19 protein-coding genes are annotated in these 20,662 nt (G+C 67.8%); 18 read left to right on the plus strand and 1 reads right to left on the minus strand.

What is annotated here, in order from left to right; translation table 11 throughout:
* Positions 1-17: 17 nt before the first annotated feature.
* The 13 genes from HBF26_RS03260 to HBF26_RS03320 all read left to right on the plus strand — a co-directional run bounded on the left by HBF26_RS03260 (position 18) and on the right by HBF26_RS03320 (position 11,107).
* Entirely contained in the window at positions 18-1,244 is a 1,227-nt protein-coding gene (locus HBF26_RS03260) for a beta-ketoacyl-ACP synthase (protein ID WP_167122977.1), read from the plus strand.
* On the plus strand, positions 1,244-2,470 hold the full coding sequence (locus HBF26_RS03265; RefSeq protein ID WP_167122979.1) for a beta-ketoacyl-[acyl-carrier-protein] synthase family protein: 1,227 nt from the start codon (positions 1,244-1,246) through the stop codon (positions 2,468-2,470). Before HBF26_RS03260 ends, HBF26_RS03265 begins: the two co-directional genes overlap by 1 nt.
* Complete coding sequence (locus HBF26_RS03270) at positions 2,467-3,192, plus strand: beta-ketoacyl synthase chain length factor (protein ID WP_205287582.1); 726 nt, start codon at positions 2,467-2,469, stop codon at positions 3,190-3,192. The genes HBF26_RS03265 and HBF26_RS03270 overlap by 4 nt, the downstream gene beginning before the upstream one ends.
* The gene (locus HBF26_RS03275; protein ID WP_338039618.1) at positions 3,153-3,953 is read left to right on the plus strand and encodes a lysophospholipid acyltransferase family protein; all 801 of its coding nucleotides are present in this window, start codon (positions 3,153-3,155) and stop codon (positions 3,951-3,953) included. The genes HBF26_RS03270 and HBF26_RS03275 overlap by 40 nt, the downstream gene beginning before the upstream one ends.
* Entirely contained in the window at positions 3,950-4,213 is a 264-nt protein-coding gene (locus tag HBF26_RS03280) for a phosphopantetheine-binding protein (protein WP_167122981.1), read from the plus strand. Before HBF26_RS03275 ends, HBF26_RS03280 begins: the two co-directional genes overlap by 4 nt.
* The gene (locus tag HBF26_RS19490) at positions 4,201-5,373 is read left to right on the plus strand and encodes an ApeI family dehydratase (RefSeq protein WP_240151165.1); all 1,173 of its coding nucleotides are present in this window, start codon (positions 4,201-4,203) and stop codon (positions 5,371-5,373) included. Before HBF26_RS03280 ends, HBF26_RS19490 begins: the two co-directional genes overlap by 13 nt.
* Positions 5,366-6,319, plus strand: a complete 954-nt coding sequence (locus HBF26_RS03290) for a lysophospholipid acyltransferase family protein (RefSeq protein WP_167122983.1) — start codon at positions 5,366-5,368, stop codon at positions 6,317-6,319. The genes HBF26_RS19490 and HBF26_RS03290 overlap by 8 nt, the downstream gene beginning before the upstream one ends.
* Positions 6,309-6,767, plus strand: coding sequence for an acyl-CoA thioesterase (locus tag HBF26_RS03295; protein WP_167122985.1), 459 nt, complete (start codon positions 6,309-6,311; stop codon positions 6,765-6,767). The genes HBF26_RS03290 and HBF26_RS03295 overlap by 11 nt, the downstream gene beginning before the upstream one ends.
* The gene (locus HBF26_RS03300) at positions 6,764-7,486 is read left to right on the plus strand and encodes a class I SAM-dependent methyltransferase (protein WP_167122987.1); all 723 of its coding nucleotides are present in this window, start codon (positions 6,764-6,766) and stop codon (positions 7,484-7,486) included. Before HBF26_RS03295 ends, HBF26_RS03300 begins: the two co-directional genes overlap by 4 nt.
* The gene (locus HBF26_RS03305) at positions 7,483-8,661 is read left to right on the plus strand and encodes a beta-ketoacyl-ACP synthase (RefSeq protein ID WP_167122989.1); all 1,179 of its coding nucleotides are present in this window, start codon (positions 7,483-7,485) and stop codon (positions 8,659-8,661) included. The genes HBF26_RS03300 and HBF26_RS03305 overlap by 4 nt, the downstream gene beginning before the upstream one ends.
* Positions 8,662-8,663: 2 nt before the next feature.
* Positions 8,664-9,131 (plus strand): hotdog family protein, encoded by a 468-nt coding sequence (locus HBF26_RS03310; protein ID WP_240151166.1) that lies wholly within the window; start codon positions 8,664-8,666, stop codon positions 9,129-9,131.
* The gene (gene fabG, locus HBF26_RS03315) at positions 9,128-9,856 is read left to right on the plus strand and encodes a 3-oxoacyl-ACP reductase FabG (protein WP_167122991.1); all 729 of its coding nucleotides are present in this window, start codon (positions 9,128-9,130) and stop codon (positions 9,854-9,856) included. Before HBF26_RS03310 ends, fabG begins: the two co-directional genes overlap by 4 nt.
* A gap of 93 nt (positions 9,857-9,949) precedes the next feature.
* Positions 9,950-11,107, plus strand: a complete 1,158-nt coding sequence (locus HBF26_RS03320; RefSeq protein WP_167122993.1) for an isovaleryl-CoA dehydrogenase — start codon at positions 9,950-9,952, stop codon at positions 11,105-11,107.
* Positions 11,108-11,204: 97 nt separating this feature from the next.
* On the opposite strand, the gene HBF26_RS03325 is transcribed toward HBF26_RS03320, so the two are convergent.
* The gene (locus HBF26_RS03325; RefSeq protein ID WP_167122995.1) at positions 11,205-14,015 is read right to left on the minus strand and encodes a S8 family serine peptidase; all 2,811 of its coding nucleotides are present in this window, start codon (positions 14,013-14,015) and stop codon (positions 11,205-11,207) included.
* A 248-nt stretch (positions 14,016-14,263) separates the two neighbouring features.
* On the opposite strand from HBF26_RS03325, the gene HBF26_RS03330 reads away from it, so the two are divergent.
* The 5 genes from HBF26_RS03330 (at position 14,264) to HBF26_RS03350 (ending at position 20,661) form a co-directional block, all read left to right on the plus strand.
* On the plus strand, positions 14,264-15,439 hold the full coding sequence (locus HBF26_RS03330; RefSeq protein WP_167122997.1) for a thiolase family protein: 1,176 nt from the start codon (positions 14,264-14,266) through the stop codon (positions 15,437-15,439).
* Between the two features lie 156 nt (positions 15,440-15,595).
* The gene (locus tag HBF26_RS03335) at positions 15,596-15,979 is read left to right on the plus strand and encodes a hypothetical protein (RefSeq protein ID WP_167122999.1); all 384 of its coding nucleotides are present in this window, start codon (positions 15,596-15,598) and stop codon (positions 15,977-15,979) included.
* A 146-nt stretch (positions 15,980-16,125) separates the two neighbouring features.
* Positions 16,126-17,733, plus strand: a complete 1,608-nt coding sequence (locus HBF26_RS03340) for a carboxyl transferase domain-containing protein (protein ID WP_167123001.1) — start codon at positions 16,126-16,128, stop codon at positions 17,731-17,733.
* Between the two features lie 74 nt (positions 17,734-17,807).
* A complete protein-coding gene (gene xseA, locus HBF26_RS03345; RefSeq protein WP_167123003.1) occupies positions 17,808-19,154 on the plus strand; it encodes an exodeoxyribonuclease VII large subunit in 1,347 nt (448 codons plus the stop codon).
* A gap of 73 nt (positions 19,155-19,227) precedes the next feature.
* Positions 19,228-20,661: an aldehyde dehydrogenase family protein gene (locus HBF26_RS03350; protein WP_167123005.1), complete on the plus strand. Its 1,434-nt coding sequence runs from the start codon at positions 19,228-19,230 to the stop codon at positions 20,659-20,661.
* Position 20,662: the final 1 nt, after the last annotated feature.

Consider the following 20,662-nt stretch of genomic DNA (forward strand, 5'->3'; position numbering starts at 1 on the left):
CCACGGGAGTACGCCGCATGAAGCGCGTCGTCGTCACCGGCATCGGCGGCATCACGCCGCTCGGCCACGACTGGGCCACCATCGAGGCGCGGTTGCGCCGCTTCCGCAACGCCGTGCGCCGCATGGGCGAATGGGATTATTTCGACAAGCTCAACGGGCGTTTGGGCGCGCCGGTGGACGACTTCCTCCTGCCGCTGCACTGGTCGCGCAAGCATGTGCGCTCCATGGGCCGCGTGGCCCAGCTGGCCGTCGCGGCCAGCGAACGCGCCCTGGCGGATGCCGGCCTGCTCGGCGACGAGCGCATCGCTGACGGCCGCATGGGTGTGGCGTACGGTTCGTCGGGCGGCAGCATCGAGCCGGCGCGCACCGTCGGCCACATGCTCGAAACCGGATCGATGCAGGGCGTGACCGCCACCAGTTACATCCAGATGATGGCACACACCACGGCGGTGAACGTGGGCGTGTTCTTCGGCCTGAAGGGCCGCGTGATCACCACGTCCAGCGCATGCACGTCGGGTAGCCAGGCCATCGGTTACGGCTACGAGGCGATCCAGCAGGGCAAGCAGGCGCTGATGCTGTGCGGGGGCGCGGAGGAACTTTCCGGGCCGGGCGCAGCGGTATTCGACACGCTGTTCGCCACCAGCACCCGCAACGACACCCCGCAGCTCACGCCGCGTCCCTTCGACGCGGGCCGCGACGGCCTCGTCGTCGGCGAGGGTGCCACCACGTTGATCCTCGAGGAATACGAACACGCCTTGGCGCGCGGCGCGCGCATCTACGCCGAGATCGTCGGCTTCGGCACCAACTCGGATGGCGCGCACATCACGCAGCCCACGCGCGAAACCATGGCCGCGGCGATGCGCATGGCACTCGCCGACGCGAGCCTTCCGCCCGACGCCATCGGTTACGTGAGCGCGCACGGCACCGCCACCGATCGCGGCGACGTGGCGGAAAGCCATGCCACCGCGGACGTGCTCGGCACTCAAACGCCCATCAGCTCGATGAAGAGCTACGTGGGTCATACGCTGGGTGCCTGCGGCGCGCTCGAAGCGTGGTGGGCCATCGAGATGATGCGCGGCGGCTGGTTCGCGCCCACGATCAATCTCGAGACGCCCGATCCGGAATGCGCGCCGCTGGATTACCTCGCGGGCGAAGGACGCGAGATTCGCACCGACTACGTGATGAACAACAACTTCGCGTTCGGGGGCATCAACACGTCGCTGATTTTCAAGGCGCACCGCTGATGCGGCGTGTGGTCGTCACCGGCATGGGCGCGGTGTCCTGCCTGGGCGCGGGACGAAAGGCTCTGTTCGATGGCCTGCGCGCCGGCCGTGCAGGGTTCCGCGCCATGGCCGACTTCGCCGCGCTGGGCATGCGTTGCCAGGTGGCGGCCCCAGCCGATACCTCGGGCCTCGAACCACCGCCACGCAAGCTGCGTCGTTACCTGCCGCAGGCCGCGGAATTCGCGTGGCATGCCACCACGGAAGCACTGGCGGAAGCCGGACTGGATGCGGACCGCGTGCGCGAGCGCGACGTCGGCATCGTGATGGGCGGTGCCGCGGCGCTCAGCGAATACGAAGCCGGCCTGGACGTTTTCCACGCCAAGGGCATTTCGCGTCTCTCGCCGTTCATCGTGCCGCGCAGCATGGGTAGCGCCGTATCGGCCACGCTCACGCACGCGCTCGGATTCGGCGGGCGTGGCTTCACGGTGGGGTCCGCCTGCACCAGCGCCACGCATGCCATCGGACAGGCCATGGAGCTGATCCAGCTCGGACGACAGGAAGTCGTGGTGTGCGGCGGCGCGGAGGAACTGCACGACAAGGCGGCCATGTGTTTCGACGTGATGAACGCGCTTTCGACCGCGAGCGTCGTCGGTACACGCGTCTCCACGCCTTATGCGGCCGATCGCGACGGCATCCTCCTTGGCGGCGGTGCCGGCGTGCTGGTTCTCGAATCGCTGGAGCACGCACGGGCACGCGGCGCGACCATCCTCGCGGAAATCGCGGGATACGGTGCGGCTTCCGATCCCGACGGCATGATCGGTCCCGCCGCCGACGGCATGGCCGAAGCCATGCACCAGGCGATCGACCTGGCCGGCGTCATGCCGGACTACGTGAACACGCACGCCTGCGCCACCGTGGCGGGCGATCTCGCCGAATGGGACGCGCTGCGGCGTGTCTTCGGCGACCGCGGTGTCGATGTGCCGCCCATGTCGTCCATCAAGGGGCTCATCGGGCACGCGCCCGCAGCCGCCGGGGCGCTGGACGCCATCGCCTCGATCGCCATGATGGCGGAAGGCGTGCTGCTCGGGGGCGCGACGCCGGCCGTGCGCGATCCCGCGTTCGCCGACGCACCCCTCGTCGAGGGCGAACTCGCCCTGCGGATCGACGCCGTCTTGTCGAACAACTTCGGCTTCGGCGGAAGCTGCGCCGCACTGCTGATCCGGCGCCACGACGAGGCATCGGCATGATGGAATTCGTCGTCGACGCCTGGCGCGCATGGGCCCCGGGCATGGAAGACGAGACGGCATGGGCGACCTGGTGCGCCGCGCCGCATGCCATCGTCGACAACGGCGAGCAACCCGCCTGCGAATTCGTGCCGCCGATGCAGCGCCGCCGTCTGAGCCGGTTGGCGCGCATCGTCATGCATGCGGCATGGCCGCTGTGCGGCGACGACGAACAACTTCCCTTCGTGTTCGCCTCGCGCCACGGCGAGACCACACGCACGTTCGCCATGCTCGACGAGATCGGCCGGAACGCGCCGCTCTCCCCCACCCAGTTCGGCCTGTCCGTGCACAACGCTATTGCAGGGCAGTGGTCCATTCTGCGTGGGCAGCGCGGGGAATCGGTGGCGATCGCCGGCGAAGCGGACACCTTCGAGCATGCCATCGTCGAGGCCGCCGCGCTGCTGGGCGACGGCCTGCCCGCGGCGATCGTCGTCATCGCGGAGGAACGTCCGGCTCCGGCCTACGACGGCCACATCGACGACATACCCTTCTCCTATGCGCTGGCATTGCGGCTTTCCGTCGCGGGAAGCGGACCACGCTGGCGCCTCTCGCTCGCGGCAAACGACGGTGCCGCGCCGGTGGCGGGCGTGCCGCACGCCTTGCGCTTCGTTCGCGCCCTGCACGACGGCGCGCCGCTGGATCACCCGTGGAAGACACGACGATGGCACTGGCAGCCGAGCGCATGACCCGCCGCGACGCCTGGGCATGGCGCTTCGTCTGCACCGCGCTCAGCTTCGCGTTGTTCGGCATCGGCGGCGTGCTGTTGCGCGTGCTGATCCTGCCCGTGGTCCTGCACCTGCCCGGCCCCGCTGCCGTGCGCCGCCGGCGCGCGCGCCGCACCGTCGGCCGCGCCTTCTGGCTGCATTCGCAGTTCATGTATCGCACCGGTGTGCTCGACTACCGCTTCGAAGGGTTGGAGCGGCTGGGCCGCCCCGGCCAGATGATCGTCGCCAACCATCCGTCGCTCATCGACGTGGTGTTCCTCATCGGACACGTTCCCGACGCGAACTGCATCGTCAAGCACAGCCTCTGGAAGAATCCGTGCATGCGCGGTCCGGTACGTGTCGCCCAATACATCAGCAACGACGGCAGCGCGGAGATGCTGGAACGTGCCGCCGACGTATTGCGGGAGGGCCAGACGCTGATCGTCTTCCCCGAGGGTACCCGCACCACGCCGGGCAAGCCGCCGGCCTTCCACCGCGGCGCGGCCGCCATCGCGGTGCGCGGTGCGCACACCATCACGCCCGTGTTCATCACCGTCCGCCCCACCACGCTCACCAAGGCGGAGCCGTGGTACCGCATTCCGTATCGGCGCGTGCAGATGGAACTGCGGGTGGGCGAGGACATCGCCGTGGCCGACTTCAGCGAAGGGGTGCCCGCGCCGATAGCCTCTCGCCGCATCAACGAACATCTGCACGCTCTTTACGCCAGGGAACTCATGGCATGACCGACCTCGAACGCGACATTGCCCGGCTGATCATCGACACGCTGGCGCTCGAGCACCTGACGGTGGACGACATCGCCGCCGACCAGCCGCTGTTCGGCCAGGGGCTGGGGCTGGATTCGGTGGACGCGCTGGAACTCGCTCTCGCGTTGCAGAATCGCTACGGCCTGCGCATCGCGTCCGACTCGCGCGAAGCACGGCGGCACTTCGAGACCGTGCGCAGCCTCGCCCTGTACGTGGAGAGTTCGTCGTGCGCCGGCTGAGCGACCTGATCCTGGTCGTCGTGGGGGTGCTCTACCCCTTCATCGTGTATTTCGGCACCGACCATGTATCCACTCCCGTCTTCGGACTGATCCTCGGCGCCCTGTGGCTCGTGCGCGCCCCGGCCCTGCTGCGCCAGCCGGGCGGCCGCTGGATGCTCGCCATCACCCTCGTCTACTGCATCGTGCTCGCGTTCGGTGGCGAGGAGCACCTGCTGCGCTGGTATCCCAGCCTGATCTGCGGCCTGCTGCTGGCCGCGTTCGGACTCAGCCTCAAGTTCGGTCCGCCGATCATCGAGCGCATCGCGCGCGTGAGCGAACCCGACCTGCCACCGGTCGCCGTGCGATACACGCGTCGCGTCACCTGGGTGTGGGTGGCCTTCTTCGCGTTGAATGGCACCGTGTCGTGCCTGCTGGCCGAATGGGGGCCGCTGTCGTGGTGGACCTTCTACAACGGCATCCTCGCTTATTCCGTCATGGGTGCCCTGTTCGTGGGCGAATGGATCCTGCGCCAGCGACTGCGCCGAAGGATCAACAAGGCCCCGATGGACGCCGCGGCCGCGCGACTCGCTTCGCACCCCTGGGTCGCCGGCGCGGCAGGCGGCTACGCGGGGAAGCTCGGCCCAGGCATGGTCGTGGCGCTGTCGCCCGTCGGCCGTACCGCATTGCTGCGGCACGGCCGCGCCGGGCTGGTGAACGAGCTGGGCCAGCACGCCGCCGGCGACGACGCCCTCTCCACGCCGCTGGTGTGGCGATTCGTCCACACGCTGCCGGAGCCTACGGATGTCGATGCGCTCTTGCGCGGCCCTCTTCCCGCCACCGCCACGGTGCTCGACGAACGGCGCGACGGTGACACGCACGTCGTCGAGCTGGAACTGCCACTCGATCTGGCCTGCTTCGCCGAGCATTTCCCCGACGCCCCCGTGCTTCCCGGGGTGGTGCAGGTGGCCTGGGCGGTGGATTTCGCCGCGTCGCGCCTGGGAACGCGGAGAACCTGCCGGGCCATCGACGGCATGAAGTTCCAACGTCTTCTGCGCCCCGGCGATCGCGTGCGGCTCACGCTGCGTCACGACATCGAACGCGGGCGAGTGCACTTCACCTATCAGTCGGGCGATGCTCCCGTGTCCTCGGCGCACCTGCGGCTGGAGAGCCACCATGGCTGATTCCGCCACGGCCGCGCACTGGGCGGAACAGAAGGAACGCGGCAGCTTCCTGGGGATCAAACTCACGGCCATCGCCGTACGGGTGCTGGGACGGCGTGCGGTCACGCCCGTGATCTGGCTCGTCGTGCTGTATTTCTTCGTCACCGGGCGCGCCGCGCGCCGCAACGTGGCGGAGTACCAGGCACGGCTTGCCGCATGGAGCGGGCGCGGCAACCTCTTCCCCCGTTCGCGCGCCGTGTTCGCGCAGTACCGCGCCTTCGGCGAATGCATGCTCGACCGTTTCGATGTCTGGCGCGGCAAGTTGCGCCTGTCGTCGGTGGACATGGACGACCCGGACGGCGTACGCGACGCGCTGCTCGCCGGCGGCCGCGGCCAGATCCTCGTCTGCACGCACCTGGGCAATCTCGACGTCTGCCGCGCCATGGCGGAAGTGGGCGAAGGCGTGGCGCTCAACGTGCTCATGCATCTTCCGAACGCGGCGCACTTCAACCGGCTGCTCGGCGAATCGGGCGACAAGCGCCTGCGCCTGATGCACGTGGGGGACCTCGACACGGCCGCCATGCTGGAACTGTCGCAACGACTCGAGCGCGGCGAGTGGATCGCCATCGCCGGCGACCGCGTGCCCATGCACGGCGGCCGCGCGATCGACACCGATTTCCTGGGCGCCCCTGCGCCCTTCCCCCAGGGACCCTGGCTGATGGCGGCGATGCTGCGCTGTCCGGTGAACCTGGTGTGCTGCCTGAAGCACGGTGGCCGCTACCGCATCCATCTGCGCCGGTTCGACGATGCCGCAGGCTGGGAGCGCACACGGCGCGAGGCCGTCATCCGCTCGGCCGTGGCACGATATGCGGCGTGGCTGGCGGAACACTGCCTCGTGGCTCCGCTGCAATGGTTCAACTTCCATCCCTATTGGCACGACACGAAGGATGCCTCCCATGCGCGCTAAGGGTGTGTACGCCACGGAAATCGACGTCACCGTGCCGTTCTTCGATGTGGACTCCATGGAGGTCGTCTGGCACGGCCATTACGTGAAGTACCTCGAAGTGGCGCGCTGCGCCCTGCTCGACGAGCTCGGGCACAACTATGTGCGGATGAAGGAAACCGGTTATGCATGGCCGATCATCGACCTGCAGCTGCGCTATGCGCGCCCCGCCCGATTCGGCCAGACGCTGGTGGTGCGCGCCGAGCTCGTCGAATGGCGAAACCGCCTGAAGATCCACTACACCCTGAGCGATGCCGCCACCGGCGAGCGCCTCACCCGCGCCAGCACCATCCAGGTGGCCGTGCGGCTTGCAGACGGCGAGATGCTGCTGGTCTCGCCCGCCGTTTTCGTCGACGACGTGGAGCGCCATCTCGCGTCGTCGTTTCCCCGTTCCACCGGACCCACGCCATGAAGTACGCCAGCGCCACCTATGTCGAGGAAACCCGCATCGGTTTCGTGTTCCTGCGCACCCACACGTGGCAACACCATGTCTTGCGCGTGGCCATCAACGACCTGAAGCGTCTCGTGGGCGAACCGCTGCCACAGGGCGGCACCCTCCTCGACGTGGGCTGTGGCCAGGGCCGTTCCTTCCGCCTGCTGCGCGACGCCTTCGCGCCGCAGAAGCTGGTGGGACTGGATGCGGACCCGCACAGCGTGGCGCTCTCGCGCCAGGAAGCCGAACGGGAAGGCATCGACGCCACGGTGCTGCTCGCCGACTGTGCCCGCATCGATCTGCCGGACGCGAGCGTGGATATCCTGTTCTGCCACCAGACCTTCCACCACCTGGTGGAACAGGAGCGCGCGCTCGACGAATTCTGGCGTGTGCTGAAGCCGGGCGGGCTCCTGCTCTTCGCCGAGTCGACGAAGGCCTATATCGACACCTGGGTGATCCGCTGGTTCTTCCGCCATCCCATGCACGTGCAGAAGAGCGCGGACGAATACCTGGCGATGCTGCGCGGACGCGGGTTCGCATTCGAACAAGCCAATGTGTCGCTGCCCTACCTTTGGTGGAGCCGCGCCAGGGACTTCGGCCTGCTGGAACGCTGGGGCATCAAGGCCCCGCCGCCGCCCGGCAAGCGCGAAGAGACGCTCGTCAACGTCGCGGCGCGCAAGCCCCTCGCGCACGCATGAGAACGTACCTCAACGCGCTGGGCGTCACGTGTTCGCTCGGCGTGGGCAAAGAGGCCGTGGCGGATGCCCTCTTCGCCGCCGATGCGCACGGCCTGCCGTCGCTAGCCGGCTGGGTGCCGGACCGGTTGTCGCCCCTCGGCGCCGTGCAGGCACCGCTGCCGGCGATGCCACCCGGGCTCGCGCATCGCGACACGCGAAACAACCGCCTTCTGCTGCTCGCCGCGCAGGAGATCGAAACCGATATCCGCGCCGCCATCGCGCGCTTCGGCGCGGCGAGGATCGGCGTGGTCATCGGCACCAGCACCACCGGCATCGAAGAGGCGACAGGGAACATCGCGGCGCTTGCAACGACGGGCCGGTGGCCGGAAGGGTACCGCTATGCGGACCAGGAACTCGGCGCGCCGGCCGCGTTCCTCGCGGAATGGCTCGATATCGCCGGCCCTTGCTATGGCATTTCCACCGCGTGCACCTCGGGTGCCCGCGCCTTGCTGAGTGCGCGCCGGCTGCTTCGGCTAGGCCTGTGCGACGCAGTGCTCTGCGGCGGCGCCGATACGCTGTGCCGTCTTGCGACGCACGGTTTCCATGCGCTGGAGGCCACCTCGTCGGAACGCTGCCTGCCCTTCTCCGGTTCGCGCCGGGGCATCAACATCGGCGAAGCCGCCGCGCTCTTCCTCATGACCCGCGACGAGGCGCCGGTGGCGTTCCTGGGCGGCGGTGCCAGTTCCGATGCCTACCATATGTCGTCGCCCGAGCCCGAGGGTCGCGGTGCGGTCGAAGCGATGCACCGCGCGCTCGCCGCTGCGGGCATTGGCGCGGAGGCCATCGATTACGTGAACCTGCACGGCACCGCCACCGAACACAACGACGCGATGGAAAGCCGCGCGGTGGCGGACATGTTCGCGCGTCCGGTGCCCTGCTCGTCCACGAAGGGTCTTACCGGGCACACGCTCGGCGCCGCCGGCGCACTGGAAGCCGCCTTCTGCTGGCTTGCCCTGACGGACAGCCGCCGCCGGCTGCCGCCGCACGCCTGGGACGGGGTGCCCGATGCGGCCCTGCCGTCCCTGGCCTTCACCCGGACGGGCGACACGTTGCCTGAGGGACGGCGGCACCTCATGAGCAATTCCTTCGCCTTCGGCGGCAACAATGCCAGCCTCGTCTTCGCCGGGGGCACCTGAGCATGTGGCCGATCGAAAAACTCCTGCCGCATGCGGGGCGCATGATCCTGCTCGACCGTGTCGTGTCGTGGGAACCGGAGCGCATCATCTGCGAGCGCACGGTGCGGCGCGGCGACGCCTTCGTCGAGGCCGGCGGGCTGCCTGCCTGGGCCGGCGTGGAACTGATGGCGCAGGCCATCGCCGCCTGGAACGGCTGGCAGGTGCTTGCCGCCGGCGGGAACGTGCGCCCGGGGTTCCTGCTCGGCACACGCGCCTACCTCGCCGACGCCGACCTGTTCCCCATCGGCGCGAAACTCGTGGTCGAAGCGGTGCGTCGTTTCCACGACGAGGACGGCATGGGTGCCTTCGCGTGCCGCATCGACGCGCCGGGCATGCACGCCGAAGCTCGCCTTACCGTTTTCAGCCCGCCGGATCCCGGGCCGTACCTCGATCCGCGCAACAGCCTCGATCCCAAGGGAACCGCCACATGACCGACACCGTCCTCGTCACCGGCTCCAGCCGCGGCATCGGCCGCGCCATCGCGCTCGAACTCTGCGACGCCGGCTACGACATCGTGCTGCATTGCCGCTCGCGCCGCGACGAAGCCGAAGCCGTGCAGGCCGACATCGCCGCCCGGGGCCGGAACGCGCGCATCGTCCAGTTCGACATCTCCGACCGCGCCGCTTCCGCGGCGGCACTGGAAGCCGACATCGTGGCCCATGGCGCCTACTACGGCGTGGTCTGCAATGCCGGCCTCACTCGCGACGGCGCGTTTCCCGGCCTGACCGCGGACGACTGGGACCAGGTGCTGCGCACCAACCTCGACGGCTTCTACAACGTGCTGCATCCGCTGGTGATGCCGATGATCCGCCGCCGCGCCGCAGGCCGCATCGTCTGCATCACCTCGGTGTCCGGCCTCGTGGGCAATCGGGGTCAGGTGAACTACAGCGCCTCGAAGGCGGGCGTGATCGGTGCCTCGAAGGCGCTCGCCGTGGAACTGGCCAAGCGCAAGATCACCGTGAACTGCGTCGCGCCCGGCCTCATCGACACCGACATGCTGGAACCGGAGGTTCCGGTGGAGCAGATCCTCAAAGCCATCCCGATGGAACGCACCGGCACGCCGGAAGAAGTCGCGGCAGCGGTACGCTTCCTGATGAGCCCACAGGCGGGCTACATCACCCGGCAGGTGCTGGCCGTCAACGGCGGGCTCTGCTGACGCCCCCAGGCCCGATGCTGCGACGCGCCGTGGCTTGGCCCGCCCGGCACGCTACGATGGGCCGATTTTCCCGCCTTTCCGGAGCTTTGCAGCATGCGCCCCTTTTCCCTCGGTGAAGACCTCGACCTCCTGCGCGAAAGCGTCCACGCTTTCGCGGAAAAGGAGATCGCGCCGCGGGCCGACCGCATCGACCGCGAGAACGTGTTCCCGGAAGACCTTTGGCGCAAGTTCGGCGACATGGGGCTGCTCGGCGTCACCATTCCGGAGGAGTACGGCGGCTCCGGCCTCGGCTTCCTCGCGCACATGATCGCCATGGAGGAAATCTCCCGCGCGTCGGCATCCGTGGGGCTGTCCTACGGCGCGCACTCGAACCTGTGCGTGCAGAACATCTACCACAACGGCAACGACGCCCAGCGCCGCAAATACCTTCCCAAGCTCGCCAGCGGCGAATGGGTGGGCGCGCTCGCCATGAGCGAACCCGGCGCCGGCTCGGACGTGGTGGGCTCGATGAGCTGCCACGCCGAACTGGTCGGCGACACCTGGGTGGCCAACGGCTCGAAGATGTGGATCACCAACGGCCCCGACGCCGACGTGCTGCTGGTTTACATGCGCACTGCGCCCCGCCCCGCGGGCAGCCGGTGCATGACCGCCTTCATCGTCGAGAAGGGCATGAAGGGCTTCACCACCGCACAGAAGCTGGACAAGCTGGGCATGCGCGGTTCCAACACCTGCGAACTGGTGTTCGACAACTGCGAGATCCCCGCCGAGAACGTGGTGGGCGAGGTGAACGAAGGCGTGCGCGTGCTCATGGGCGGCCTGGACACCGAGCGCCTGGTGCTGTCCGGCGGCCCCATCGGCATCATGCAGGCGGCGGTGGACCTCGTGTTGCCGTACGTGCGGGAGCGCAAGCAGTTCAACGCGCCCATCGGCACCTTCGGCATGATGCAGGCGAAGGTCGCCGACATGTACACGGCACTGCAATCGTCGCGTGGCTTTGCGTACATGGTGGCGCAGCAGTTCGACAACGGTGTGAAGTCGCGCATCGACCCGGCAGCCTGCCTGCTCAACGCCTCCACCAACGCGGTGAAGGTGGCGCTCGAAGCCATCCAGGCCCTCGGCGGCAACGGCTACATCAACGAATTCCCCGCCGGCCGCCTGCTGCGCGACGCCAAGCTCTACGAGATCGGCGCCGGCACCAACGAAATCCGCCGCATGCTGATCGGCCGCGAACTCTTCCACGGCAAGTCCTGATTGTGGGAGCCGCTTCAGCGGCGAAAAGCCGACGAAGCGATGAAGCGGCGAGAGGAAGCCCCCTCGCCGCCATCACGGTTCCTGCTAAGCCGAGGCCTTACCAGTTCATCCGGAACGACGCCCGCGCCGAGCGCGAGTGATCGCGATCCGCGAAGCGCTGATCCACGTCGAAACCGAGCTGGGTGTGCTGACTCATGTCGAGCGACAGGTTCAGCCCGGCGGTGCCTGCGCGACGGGAAAGGCCGATGCCCTCGACGGGAGCCCACTGCGCAAACCCGGTGTACCGGGCGGCGAACACTTCGCCCTTCGTCGCGAACGCGTTCTGCCAGCCCAGCTTGGCGTTGAGCTGAAGCTTGCCCACTGACGTCAACCAGGACCCGCCGGCGCGCAGGCCGAAACCCGCCTGCCAGCGTGAGGTGGTGTGTCCGTCGGCCGCGAGGCCGAAGCCGTCGCCGCCGTATTCCTGGAAGCCATCGCGGCGGATGCTCGCGTATTGCACGTTCGCGAACGGCGTGAGGGTGAACGCACCCGCGTTCGTGCGGAAACCCACCTCGCCGTAGGCCGAGTTATAGGTACCGTTGAGGTCGGTGCCCGCGAACGTCGCCTGGTCGCCGAAGCGCAGCATCCGCTGCATGTCGCCGCGGAAGCTGCCGTAGCCCACCTGCCCCACGCCGTACCATTTTTCACCGCGCGATCCGGCATAGAACATGCCCTGGGTGGCGTGGCTGCGCTGGCGGTCGAAGTTGCCGTTGAGCTGGCCGTTGCTGCTCATCTGTGCCACGGCGACACCGGCAAAGCCGTTGTTGCCCAGGCGGATGTCGTGGCCTACGAGACCGCCGCCCAGGTTGAATCCGACGTTGCCGAACCCTGCGCGGCTGAGCCCGCCCTGGTAACCGAGCGACTGCGACCACGAACCCGAACCGTTCTGGTCGAGATGCGTCATCAGCGCGTCGTTGCCGGCGTCGATACCGGCGAGGGTCACCGCGGTGCCGGCGGCATAGAGCTGGCCCGACAACGACTCGAGCGACGCCTGCGCCGTCTGCGTGTCGCGCGACTGCTGGATGCCGCCAGCGGCAAGCAGCGTGCCTTGCGCGACGCCCGCCGCGGAAACCGGCGAGGACAGGGCCTGGTCGAGTTGCCCGAAGGCACCATCCAGACGCGCGGCCGAGGACACCGCGGCCGCCGACCGCGACATCGTCGCCGAGGCCACCTTGACCACGGTGATGGTCGTCGTGTCGATCCAGACGTCCGTCGGCGTGTACTGCAGCGACGTGGAAAGGAACACGCTCGGATCGGTGGAGAGCGAAGCGAACGTACCTGTGACGGTCGCGGCCTGCAGGACCTCCTGGCGGGAGGTCTTCACATAGCCGTCGGTCACGCCGGAAACGTGGAAGTCGCCGTCGAGCGTCGCATCGCCGTCGACGATCAGCGGCGCGCCCAGCACCTGACGAAGCTGCCCGGTGGGCCCTTGCACGAAGTCGCCGCCGATACGCGTGCCCGCGGCCGTCGTCTGCAGCATGCCCGCATTGGTCACCGTTCCGCCGATGTTGCCCCTGGCGAGCAGCATGCCGCTGGACAGGATGGTCGCGTTGCCAGGGAAGAAACCGGTCGAGTCGAGCGTCGCGCCGTTTCCGATCGTGCTGTTGCCGGTGAAGGTGTTGGCGCTGCTCGAAAGCACGAGCGTTCCCGCCCCCTGCACGCTGAAGCCACCGGCGCCAGCCACGGGGTTCGAAAAGGTGACCACGTTCTGGTCGAGGTCGACGGGCAGTTCGCCCCAATCCACCCGGCCCGGACCGAGAATCGCCTTGCCGAGGTTCAGGCGGCCATAACCGAACACGGAGTCGGGACCGGGCGCGCCGAGGTCGTCCGCGGTGCCCAGGATGATCTGGCGCACGGCATCCATGGAAAGCGTCGGGAAGACCCCCTTCACCACCGCCGCGGCACCCGACACCTGCGGGGCCGCGAACGACGTGCCGCTTCCCTCCACGTAGCTCAGGTTCGTGTCGGTCGCGGTGGGGGCAAGCGCCACGATGCTTCCCGGGGCGGCCAGGCAGTACGTGATGGCGACGCCGCAGCGGTTCGAATACGAGGCGATGGTATCGAGGTGGTTGCTGTCCAACGCGACGACGGCGAGCCAGCCTGGCTCGAGGCTGGCATCGCGGGCAGGCAAGGCTGCGATGTCGGAAGGATTGGCCCTTCCATCATTGCCCGCGGCGAATACATAGAGGGTGCCGGTTCGGGCCGAGGCATACGCCGCGGAAAAGCTGGCCGTCGTCGGGGCATCCGTCGCGTCCCAGTACAGCCCACCCCACGAGTTGTTGACGATCGAGGCACCGGCGGCGATGACATCCCTGTTGATGGTGCCGAGCGGATCGGCACTGGTCACCTTGTTGCCCTGGCCCGAGCCGTCGTCGGCCGGCGCCTTGTCGGCGATGATGCGTGCCGATACCAGGCTGGCGGACGGCGCCACGCCGCCCGCGAAGTAACCCGTGGCGGTTCCCGCGGCGAGTTCCGCCACGACCGTGCCATGCCCCACCACGTCGTCGACGGCGACGTTGTTCACCGCCGGATCGACATAGACGAGGCTCTTCGTCACCTTGCCCGCCAGTGCGGGGTTGGTGGTCGTGACACCGGAATCGACGATGGCGATGGTGACGCCGCCACCCTTCGCACCGGCATCGTGCGCGGGCTGCGTGTTCGTGCCGGAAATCTGCACGTCGGCCGGCACACTGAAGGTCGGCGGTGCGGGTGGTGTGGGCGGCGGAGGCGGCGGGGGTGGCGTCACGATGGCCGGCACGTTGTAGCTCGGCCGGCTACCACCGCCTCCACCTCCGCAAGCGGTCAGCGTCACACCCACAGCAACAGCCAGCGCGAGTTCGCGCCGACGCGGCATCCTGATCGTATTCACATTGTCCCCCGGTTCGACATCATGTCTGCGCCCAGCCTGCCGGGCGCCCCTGCGCGGATATTGCCACACCTGATTGCGAAAAAACTCAAGGCCTGAAGTGGCGTCGGCGATCCCCTGCCGAAACCTCCCGCAACCCATGCCCTCGGACCTTTGCGGCGCCGCAGATTGCCCCTCCCCGGCCCCCGCTGCGATACTCGACGGGTTTTCCGCCCCGAAAGGGCGGCCATCCGAGTCTTACGGAGTACCCCATGTCCGACATCGTCATCGCGGGTGCCAAGCGCACCGCCATCGGTTCCTTCCTCGGTCAGTTCACCGGCGTTCCGACACCGAAGCTGGGCTCCATCGCCATCAAGGCCGCGCTCGACCAGGCGGGCATCGCACCGGCGGACGTGAGCGAAGTCATCATGGGCTGCGTGCTGCCGGCCAATCTCGGGCAGGCGCCGGCGCGGCAGGCCTCGCTCGAAGCGGGCCTGCCGACTTCCACCGGCTGCACCACCATCAACAAGGTGTGCGGTTCCGGCATGAAGGCCATGATGCTCGCGCACGACCTGATCAAGGCCGGCTCGGCCGGCATCGTGGTGGCAGGCGGCATGGAATCCATGACCAACGCGCCGCACATGGTCAATGCGCGTACCGGCATTCGCTACGGCGACGGACAGCTCGTCGACCACATGGCGTGGGACGGCCTCACCAATCCGTACGACGGAAAGGCGATGGGCGTTTTCGGCGAGCAGTGCGCCGACAAGTACCATTTCTCGCGCGAGGAACAGGACGCCTATGCCATCGCTTCGGTGGAGCGCGCGAAGGCCGCCCAGAAGAACGGCGCCTTCGCGGGCGAAATCGTTCCCGTGACGGTGCAGGGCCGGAAGGGGCCGCAGGAGTTCGTCGAGGACGAACAGCCGGGCCGCTCCGACACGGCCAAGATCCCGACCCTCCGGGCGGCCTTCCGCAAGGAAAATGGCACGATCACGGCGGCCAGCTCGTCCAGTATCTCCGACGGCGCCGCGGCCCTCGTGCTGCTTTCGGCCGACGACGCCAAGGCCCGCGGGGTGAAGCCGCTGGCCCGCGTCGTGGCCCATGCCACCCACTCGCAGGAGCCGGAATGGTTCACCACCGCCCCCGTGGGCGCCATTTCCAAGGTCCTGGAGAAGGCCGGCTGGAGTGCGGACGAAGTCGATCTTTACGAGGTCAACGAGGCTTTCGCGGTGGTCCCGATGGCCGTGATGCGGGAGCTGGGCGTGCCGCACGACAAGCTCAACGTCCATGGCGGTGCCTGTGCCCTGGGCCACCCGATCGGCGCCAGCGGTGCCCGTATCGTCGTGACTCTTCTCAATGCCTTGACGGCCCGTGGGGCAAAAAAGGGCGTCGCCGCGCTCTGTATCGGTGGCGGCGAGGCAACGGCTGTCGCCATCGAACTGGTGTGAAGCCGCCGTCGAAAGGCGCTCATACCGGAACGATCACGCGACATACATGGGTTTTAATGCGCCCTGAAGCGAAATGGCTCTATGTGTAGCTAAGTGAATACAACTGAGCTATTAATACGCCCGCCTAACGGCATTCCACGGCTAAGGAGAAACATAATGAATTTGACGCGTACCCTTCTCGCCTCTGCGCTCGTCGCGCTTCTGGCAGCTTGCAGCAACGGCGCGCAGGATTCCGCGCAAGACGCCCAGAAGTCGGCTGCCGATGCTCAGCAGCAGGCTGACAAGGCCCAGCAGGCCGCCGACCAGTCGCAGAACGCCGCGACCTCGCAGGCCGCCGACCAGGCTCAGCAGTCCGCTGACCAGGCCAAGGACGCTGCTTCGCAGGCTCAGGCTGCCGCTTCGGCTTCCACGGCCGGTGGCTCTTCCGACATGGCCAAGGACGCTGCTTCCAACGCCGCCGATCAGGCCGACAAGTCGGCTGACCAGGCAAAGGACGCTGCCGACAACGCCAAGAGCGCTGCGGACGACAGCAAGAAGTAAGCCTTTCCAGGTTTATCTTCGATGCAAAGGGCGGCCACCTTCGGGTGGCCGCTTTTTTTTTGCCGCTGCCGCTCCTACCGCAACGCAGCGTTTGCCTGGGGGGCCGCGCCGTTATCATGTCGGTTTGGCCCGCCCGTGAATCACTCATGCCCATCCTCACGTCGCAGCTCGATACCCGCTCCGCCGAATTCCAGGCCTCCAGTCTGCGCCTGCGCACATTGACGGAGGACCTGCGCGAGACATTGAGGCGCACCGCCGAAGGTGGCGGGGCGAAGGCCCGCGAGAAACATGTGGCGCGTGGCAAGCTGCTTCCGCGCGAGCGCATCCGCGCGCTCCTCGACCCGGGTTCGCCGTTCCTTGAAATCGCCCCGCTTGCCGCGCATGGCATGTATGACGACGCGGCACCCGCGGCGGGTGTCATCGCCGGTATCGGGCGGGTGATGGGCCAGGAAGTGGTGGTGCTCGCGAACGACGCCACCGTCAAGGGCGGCACGTATTTCCCCATGACGGTGAAGAAGCACCTGCGCGCGCAGGAGGTGGCGATGGAGAACAGGCTGCCCTGCGTATACCTCGTCGATTCCGGCGGCGCCTTCCTCCCCTTGCAGGACGAGGTGTTCCCAGACCGCGAGCACTTCGGCCGCATCTTCTACAACCAGGCGCGGATGAGCGCGCAGGGCATCCCGCAGATCGCCGTGGTGATGGGGTCCTGCACCGCCGGCGGTGCCTATGTGCCGGCGATGAGCGACGAAACCATCATCGTTCGCGAGCAGGGAACGATCTTCCTCGGCGGCCCCCCGCTGGTGAAGGCGGCCACGGGCGAGGTCGTTGACGCCGAAGCGCTCGGCGGTGCGGACGTGCATACGTCGGTGTCCGGCGTGGCCGACCACTTCGCGGAGAACGACGCCCACGCGCTGGCGATCGCGCGCGACATCGTGGGTTCGCTCAACCGGGTGAAGAAGCAGCCGCTTGCCGTGCGCCCGCCGCTGGAACCGCGTTTCGCGGCCGAGGAACTCTATGGGGTGATTCCGGAGGACACCCGCCGCCCGTTCGACATCCGCGAGGTGATCGCGCGGCTGGTGGACGACTCCGAATTCCATGAATTCAAGGCACGCTACGGCAAGACGCTGGTTACCGGGTTCGCGCACATCCATGGCTACCCGGTGGGCATCGTGGCGAACAACGGCATCCTGTTCGGCGAGTCGGCGCAGAAGGGCGCGCATTTCATCGAACTGTGCAACCAGCGGAACGTGCCGCTGGTATTCCTCCAGAACATCACGGGCTTCATGGTCGGCCGCAAGTACGAGAACGGCGGCATCGCGAAAGATGGGGCGAAGATGGTCACCGCGGTCGCATGCTCGCACGTGCCCAAGTTCACCGTGGTGATCGGCGGCAGTTTCGGCGCCGGCAACTACGCCATGTGCGGCCGCGCATACGGCGCCCGTTTCCTCTGGATGTGGCCGAACGCACGCATCAGCGTCATGGGCGGCGAACAGGCTGCGTCGGTGCTCGCCACGGTGCGGCGCGACGGTATCGAGGCCGGTGGCGGGGCATGGAGCACGGAGGACGAGGAAGCGTTCAAGGCGCCTATCCGCGATCAATACGAGCGCCAGGGGCATCCCTACTACGCCAGCGCACGTCTCTGGGACGACGGAATCATCGACCCAGCCGATACGCGGCGCGTCCTGGGTCTCGCCATCTCCGCGTCGCTCAATGCACCCATCGAACAGGGCCGCTTCGGCGTTTTCCGGATGTGATGTTTTTATAAAGAGTGCGCGGTAAGTCCCTGCCCCATCGACATTCGCCGCCGCCGTGCTAACCTCGGCGGTCCATGTCAGCCCACAACGAGCACGCGCCTCCGGAGATCCTGACACCCACCGGCCTCAACCGGCTGGTGCGCGACCTGCTGGAAGACGCCCTGCCCATGGGCGTGTGGATCGAAGGCGAATTGTCGAACGTGGCGCGGCCTTCCTCGGGGCATGTCTACTTCACGCTGAAAGACGCCAACGCGCAGGTCCGCTGCGCCATGTTCCGCATGGCCGCATCGCGCCTGCGCTTCCGTCCGGTGGACGGCATGCATGTGCTCATGCGTGCCAAGGTAGGGCTTTATGAAGCGCGCGGCGAGTTCCAGCTGGTCGCCGACCACATGGAACCTGCCGGCGAAGGCGCCTTGCAGCGGGAATTCGAGCAACTCAAGGCGCGCCTCGGGGCGGAGGGGCTTTTTGCGCCCGAGCGCAAGCGCGCGCTACCGCCCTTCCCCGGCCGTATCGGTGTGATCACCTCGCCCACGGGCGCCGCGATACGCGATGTCTTGAGCGTGCTCGGCCGACGCTTCGGCCTAGCCGAGGTGGATGTGCTTCCGGTGCCGGTGCAGGGGCGCGAAGCGCCCGCCGCCATCGCATCGATGCTTCGCCGGGCCTCGTCGAGCGGCCTCTACGACGTGTTGCTGGTGACGCGCGGCGGCGGCTCGCTCGAAGACCTCTGGGCCTTCAACGACGAACAGGTGGCGCGCGCCATTCATGCGAGCGCCGTACCCGTGGTGTCGGCGGTCGGTCACGAGGTGGATTTCACCATCGCCGATTTCGTGGCGGACCTCCGTGCGCCCACGCCATCGGCCGCGGCGGAACTGCTTGTGCCGGAATCGGGCGACATCGCGCGGCAGCTGGCGCGGTTGCGCCAGCGCATGGCGACCCTGATGGCGCGCCGTCTCCAGGCAGCGGCGCAGCGTGCCGACCAATGGCAGGCGCGTCTCAACGCGCAGCGGCCGCAAGCCCGCCTTGCGCGCGATGCACAGCGTCTGGAAGCGTTACGGCGCCGCCTCTACGTCACCGTGGGGCAGACGAACAACCTGCGCCACGCAAGGCTGGAGCGCCTGCATGCCCGCCTGGCCGCCCAGCATCCCCGCCTGCGGCTCACGCCTTCCCGCGTACGCATTGCCGACCTGCGCCAGCGCCTGTCGGTGGCCATCGCGCGGCGCATCGAGCGCGACCGCCTGCGCCTCGCGGAACAGGGACGCACGCTGCACGCGGTCAGCCCGCTGGCGACGCTCGAGCGCGGCTATGCCATCGTCTTCGACCAGCACGAAGCCGTCGTGCGCCGCGCGTCCGACGTGTCGCCGGGCGACCTCCTGCGCGTGATGCTCGGCAACGGCGAGATCAAGGTACGCAGCGAAAGCTAGGCTGCCCGTATACGGGCAGTGAACGCGGCGGGCGTCATCCTGTTTCCATCGATCGGCGCAACGGAGTTCCCCCATGCTCGCCAAGAGCTACCCCTACTACGTGGCGAACAAGCCGGTGAAGCCCGGCAAGAAGAAGCTCGACGTGCTGGACAAATACACCGGCAAAGTGGCGACGCGAGTGGCCCTGCCGGACGCGGCCGCGCTGGAACGAGCCATCGCTTCGGCAGCGGCGGCGGCGCCCGCCATGAAGCACTTCCGTCCCTATGAACGGCAGGCCGTGCTCGAACATTGCGTGCGCCGCTTCCAGGAGCGACGCGACGAGCTGGCCTATGCGCTGTGTGTCGAGGCCGGCAAGCCTATCAACGATGCACTGGGCGAAGTCATCCGCCTCATCGATACATTCAAGATCGCGGCGGAGGAGTCCGTGCGCATCGACGGCGAGACCCTCAACCTCGAGATCTCGCCACGCACCGCCGGCTACCACGGCTACACGAGGCGGGTGCCATCAGGGCCGGTGGCGTTCATCACGCCGTTCAACTTTCCGCTGAACCTCGTCGCGCACAAGGTCGCGCCCGCCATCGCCGCCGGTTGTCCGTTCGTGCTGAAACCGTCGGAGAAAACGCCCCTCGGAGCGTTGATCATCGGCGAGATCCTTGCCGAGACCGACCTGCCGAAAGGCGCGTTCTCCATCCTTCCGCTGGATGGCAGGCATGCCGAACCGCTCGTGACCGACCCGCGCCTCAAGCTGCTTTCGTTCACCGGCGGGCTTGTCGGCTGGGACCTCAAGGCGCGCGCAGGCCACAAGAAGGTAACGCTCGAACTGGGTGGCAACGCTGCCTGCATCGTGGACGGCGACCAGGCCGATCGGCTCGACGCCGTGGTCGACCGGCTCGTGTTCGGCGCCTTCTATCAGTCGGGGCAGAGTTGCATCAGCGTGCAGCGGATCCTTGTCCACGACGACGTGTACGAGGCACTGCGCCGCAAGCTCGTGGCGAAGGTGAAAGCACTGAAAGCCGGCGATCCGAAGAAGAAGTCCACCTTCCTGGGGCCCATGATCGACACGGCGACGGCGGAACGGCTCGAGGGCTGGATCGCCGAAGCGAAGAAGGCCGGCGGCCGCATCCTCTGCGGCGGCGGCAGGAAAGGCGCGATGCTCGAGGCCACGTTGCTGGAAAACGTGCCGCGCGATGCGAAGCTGCAGCGGATGGAAGCCTTCGGGCCGGTGGCGCTCCTGCAACGCTTCATGACCTTCGACGAGGCGCTGGCCTTTGCCAACGACTCCGACTTCGGCTTGCAGGCTGGCGTATTCACCAACGACCTGCGCCATGCCATGCGTGCCTGGGACGAACTCGAGCAGGGCGGCGTGATCGTCAACGATGTGCCGAGCTTCCGCGTGGACAACATGCCGTACGGCGGCGTGAAGTCATCGGGAATCGGGCGGGAAGGTGTGCGCTATGCGATCGAGGACATGACCGAAACGCGGTTGATGGTGATTCGGGACGTCTGAC

This window comes from Luteibacter jiangsuensis (assembly GCF_011742555.1).
Lineage (GTDB): Bacteria > Pseudomonadota > Gammaproteobacteria > Xanthomonadales > Rhodanobacteraceae > Luteibacter > Luteibacter jiangsuensis.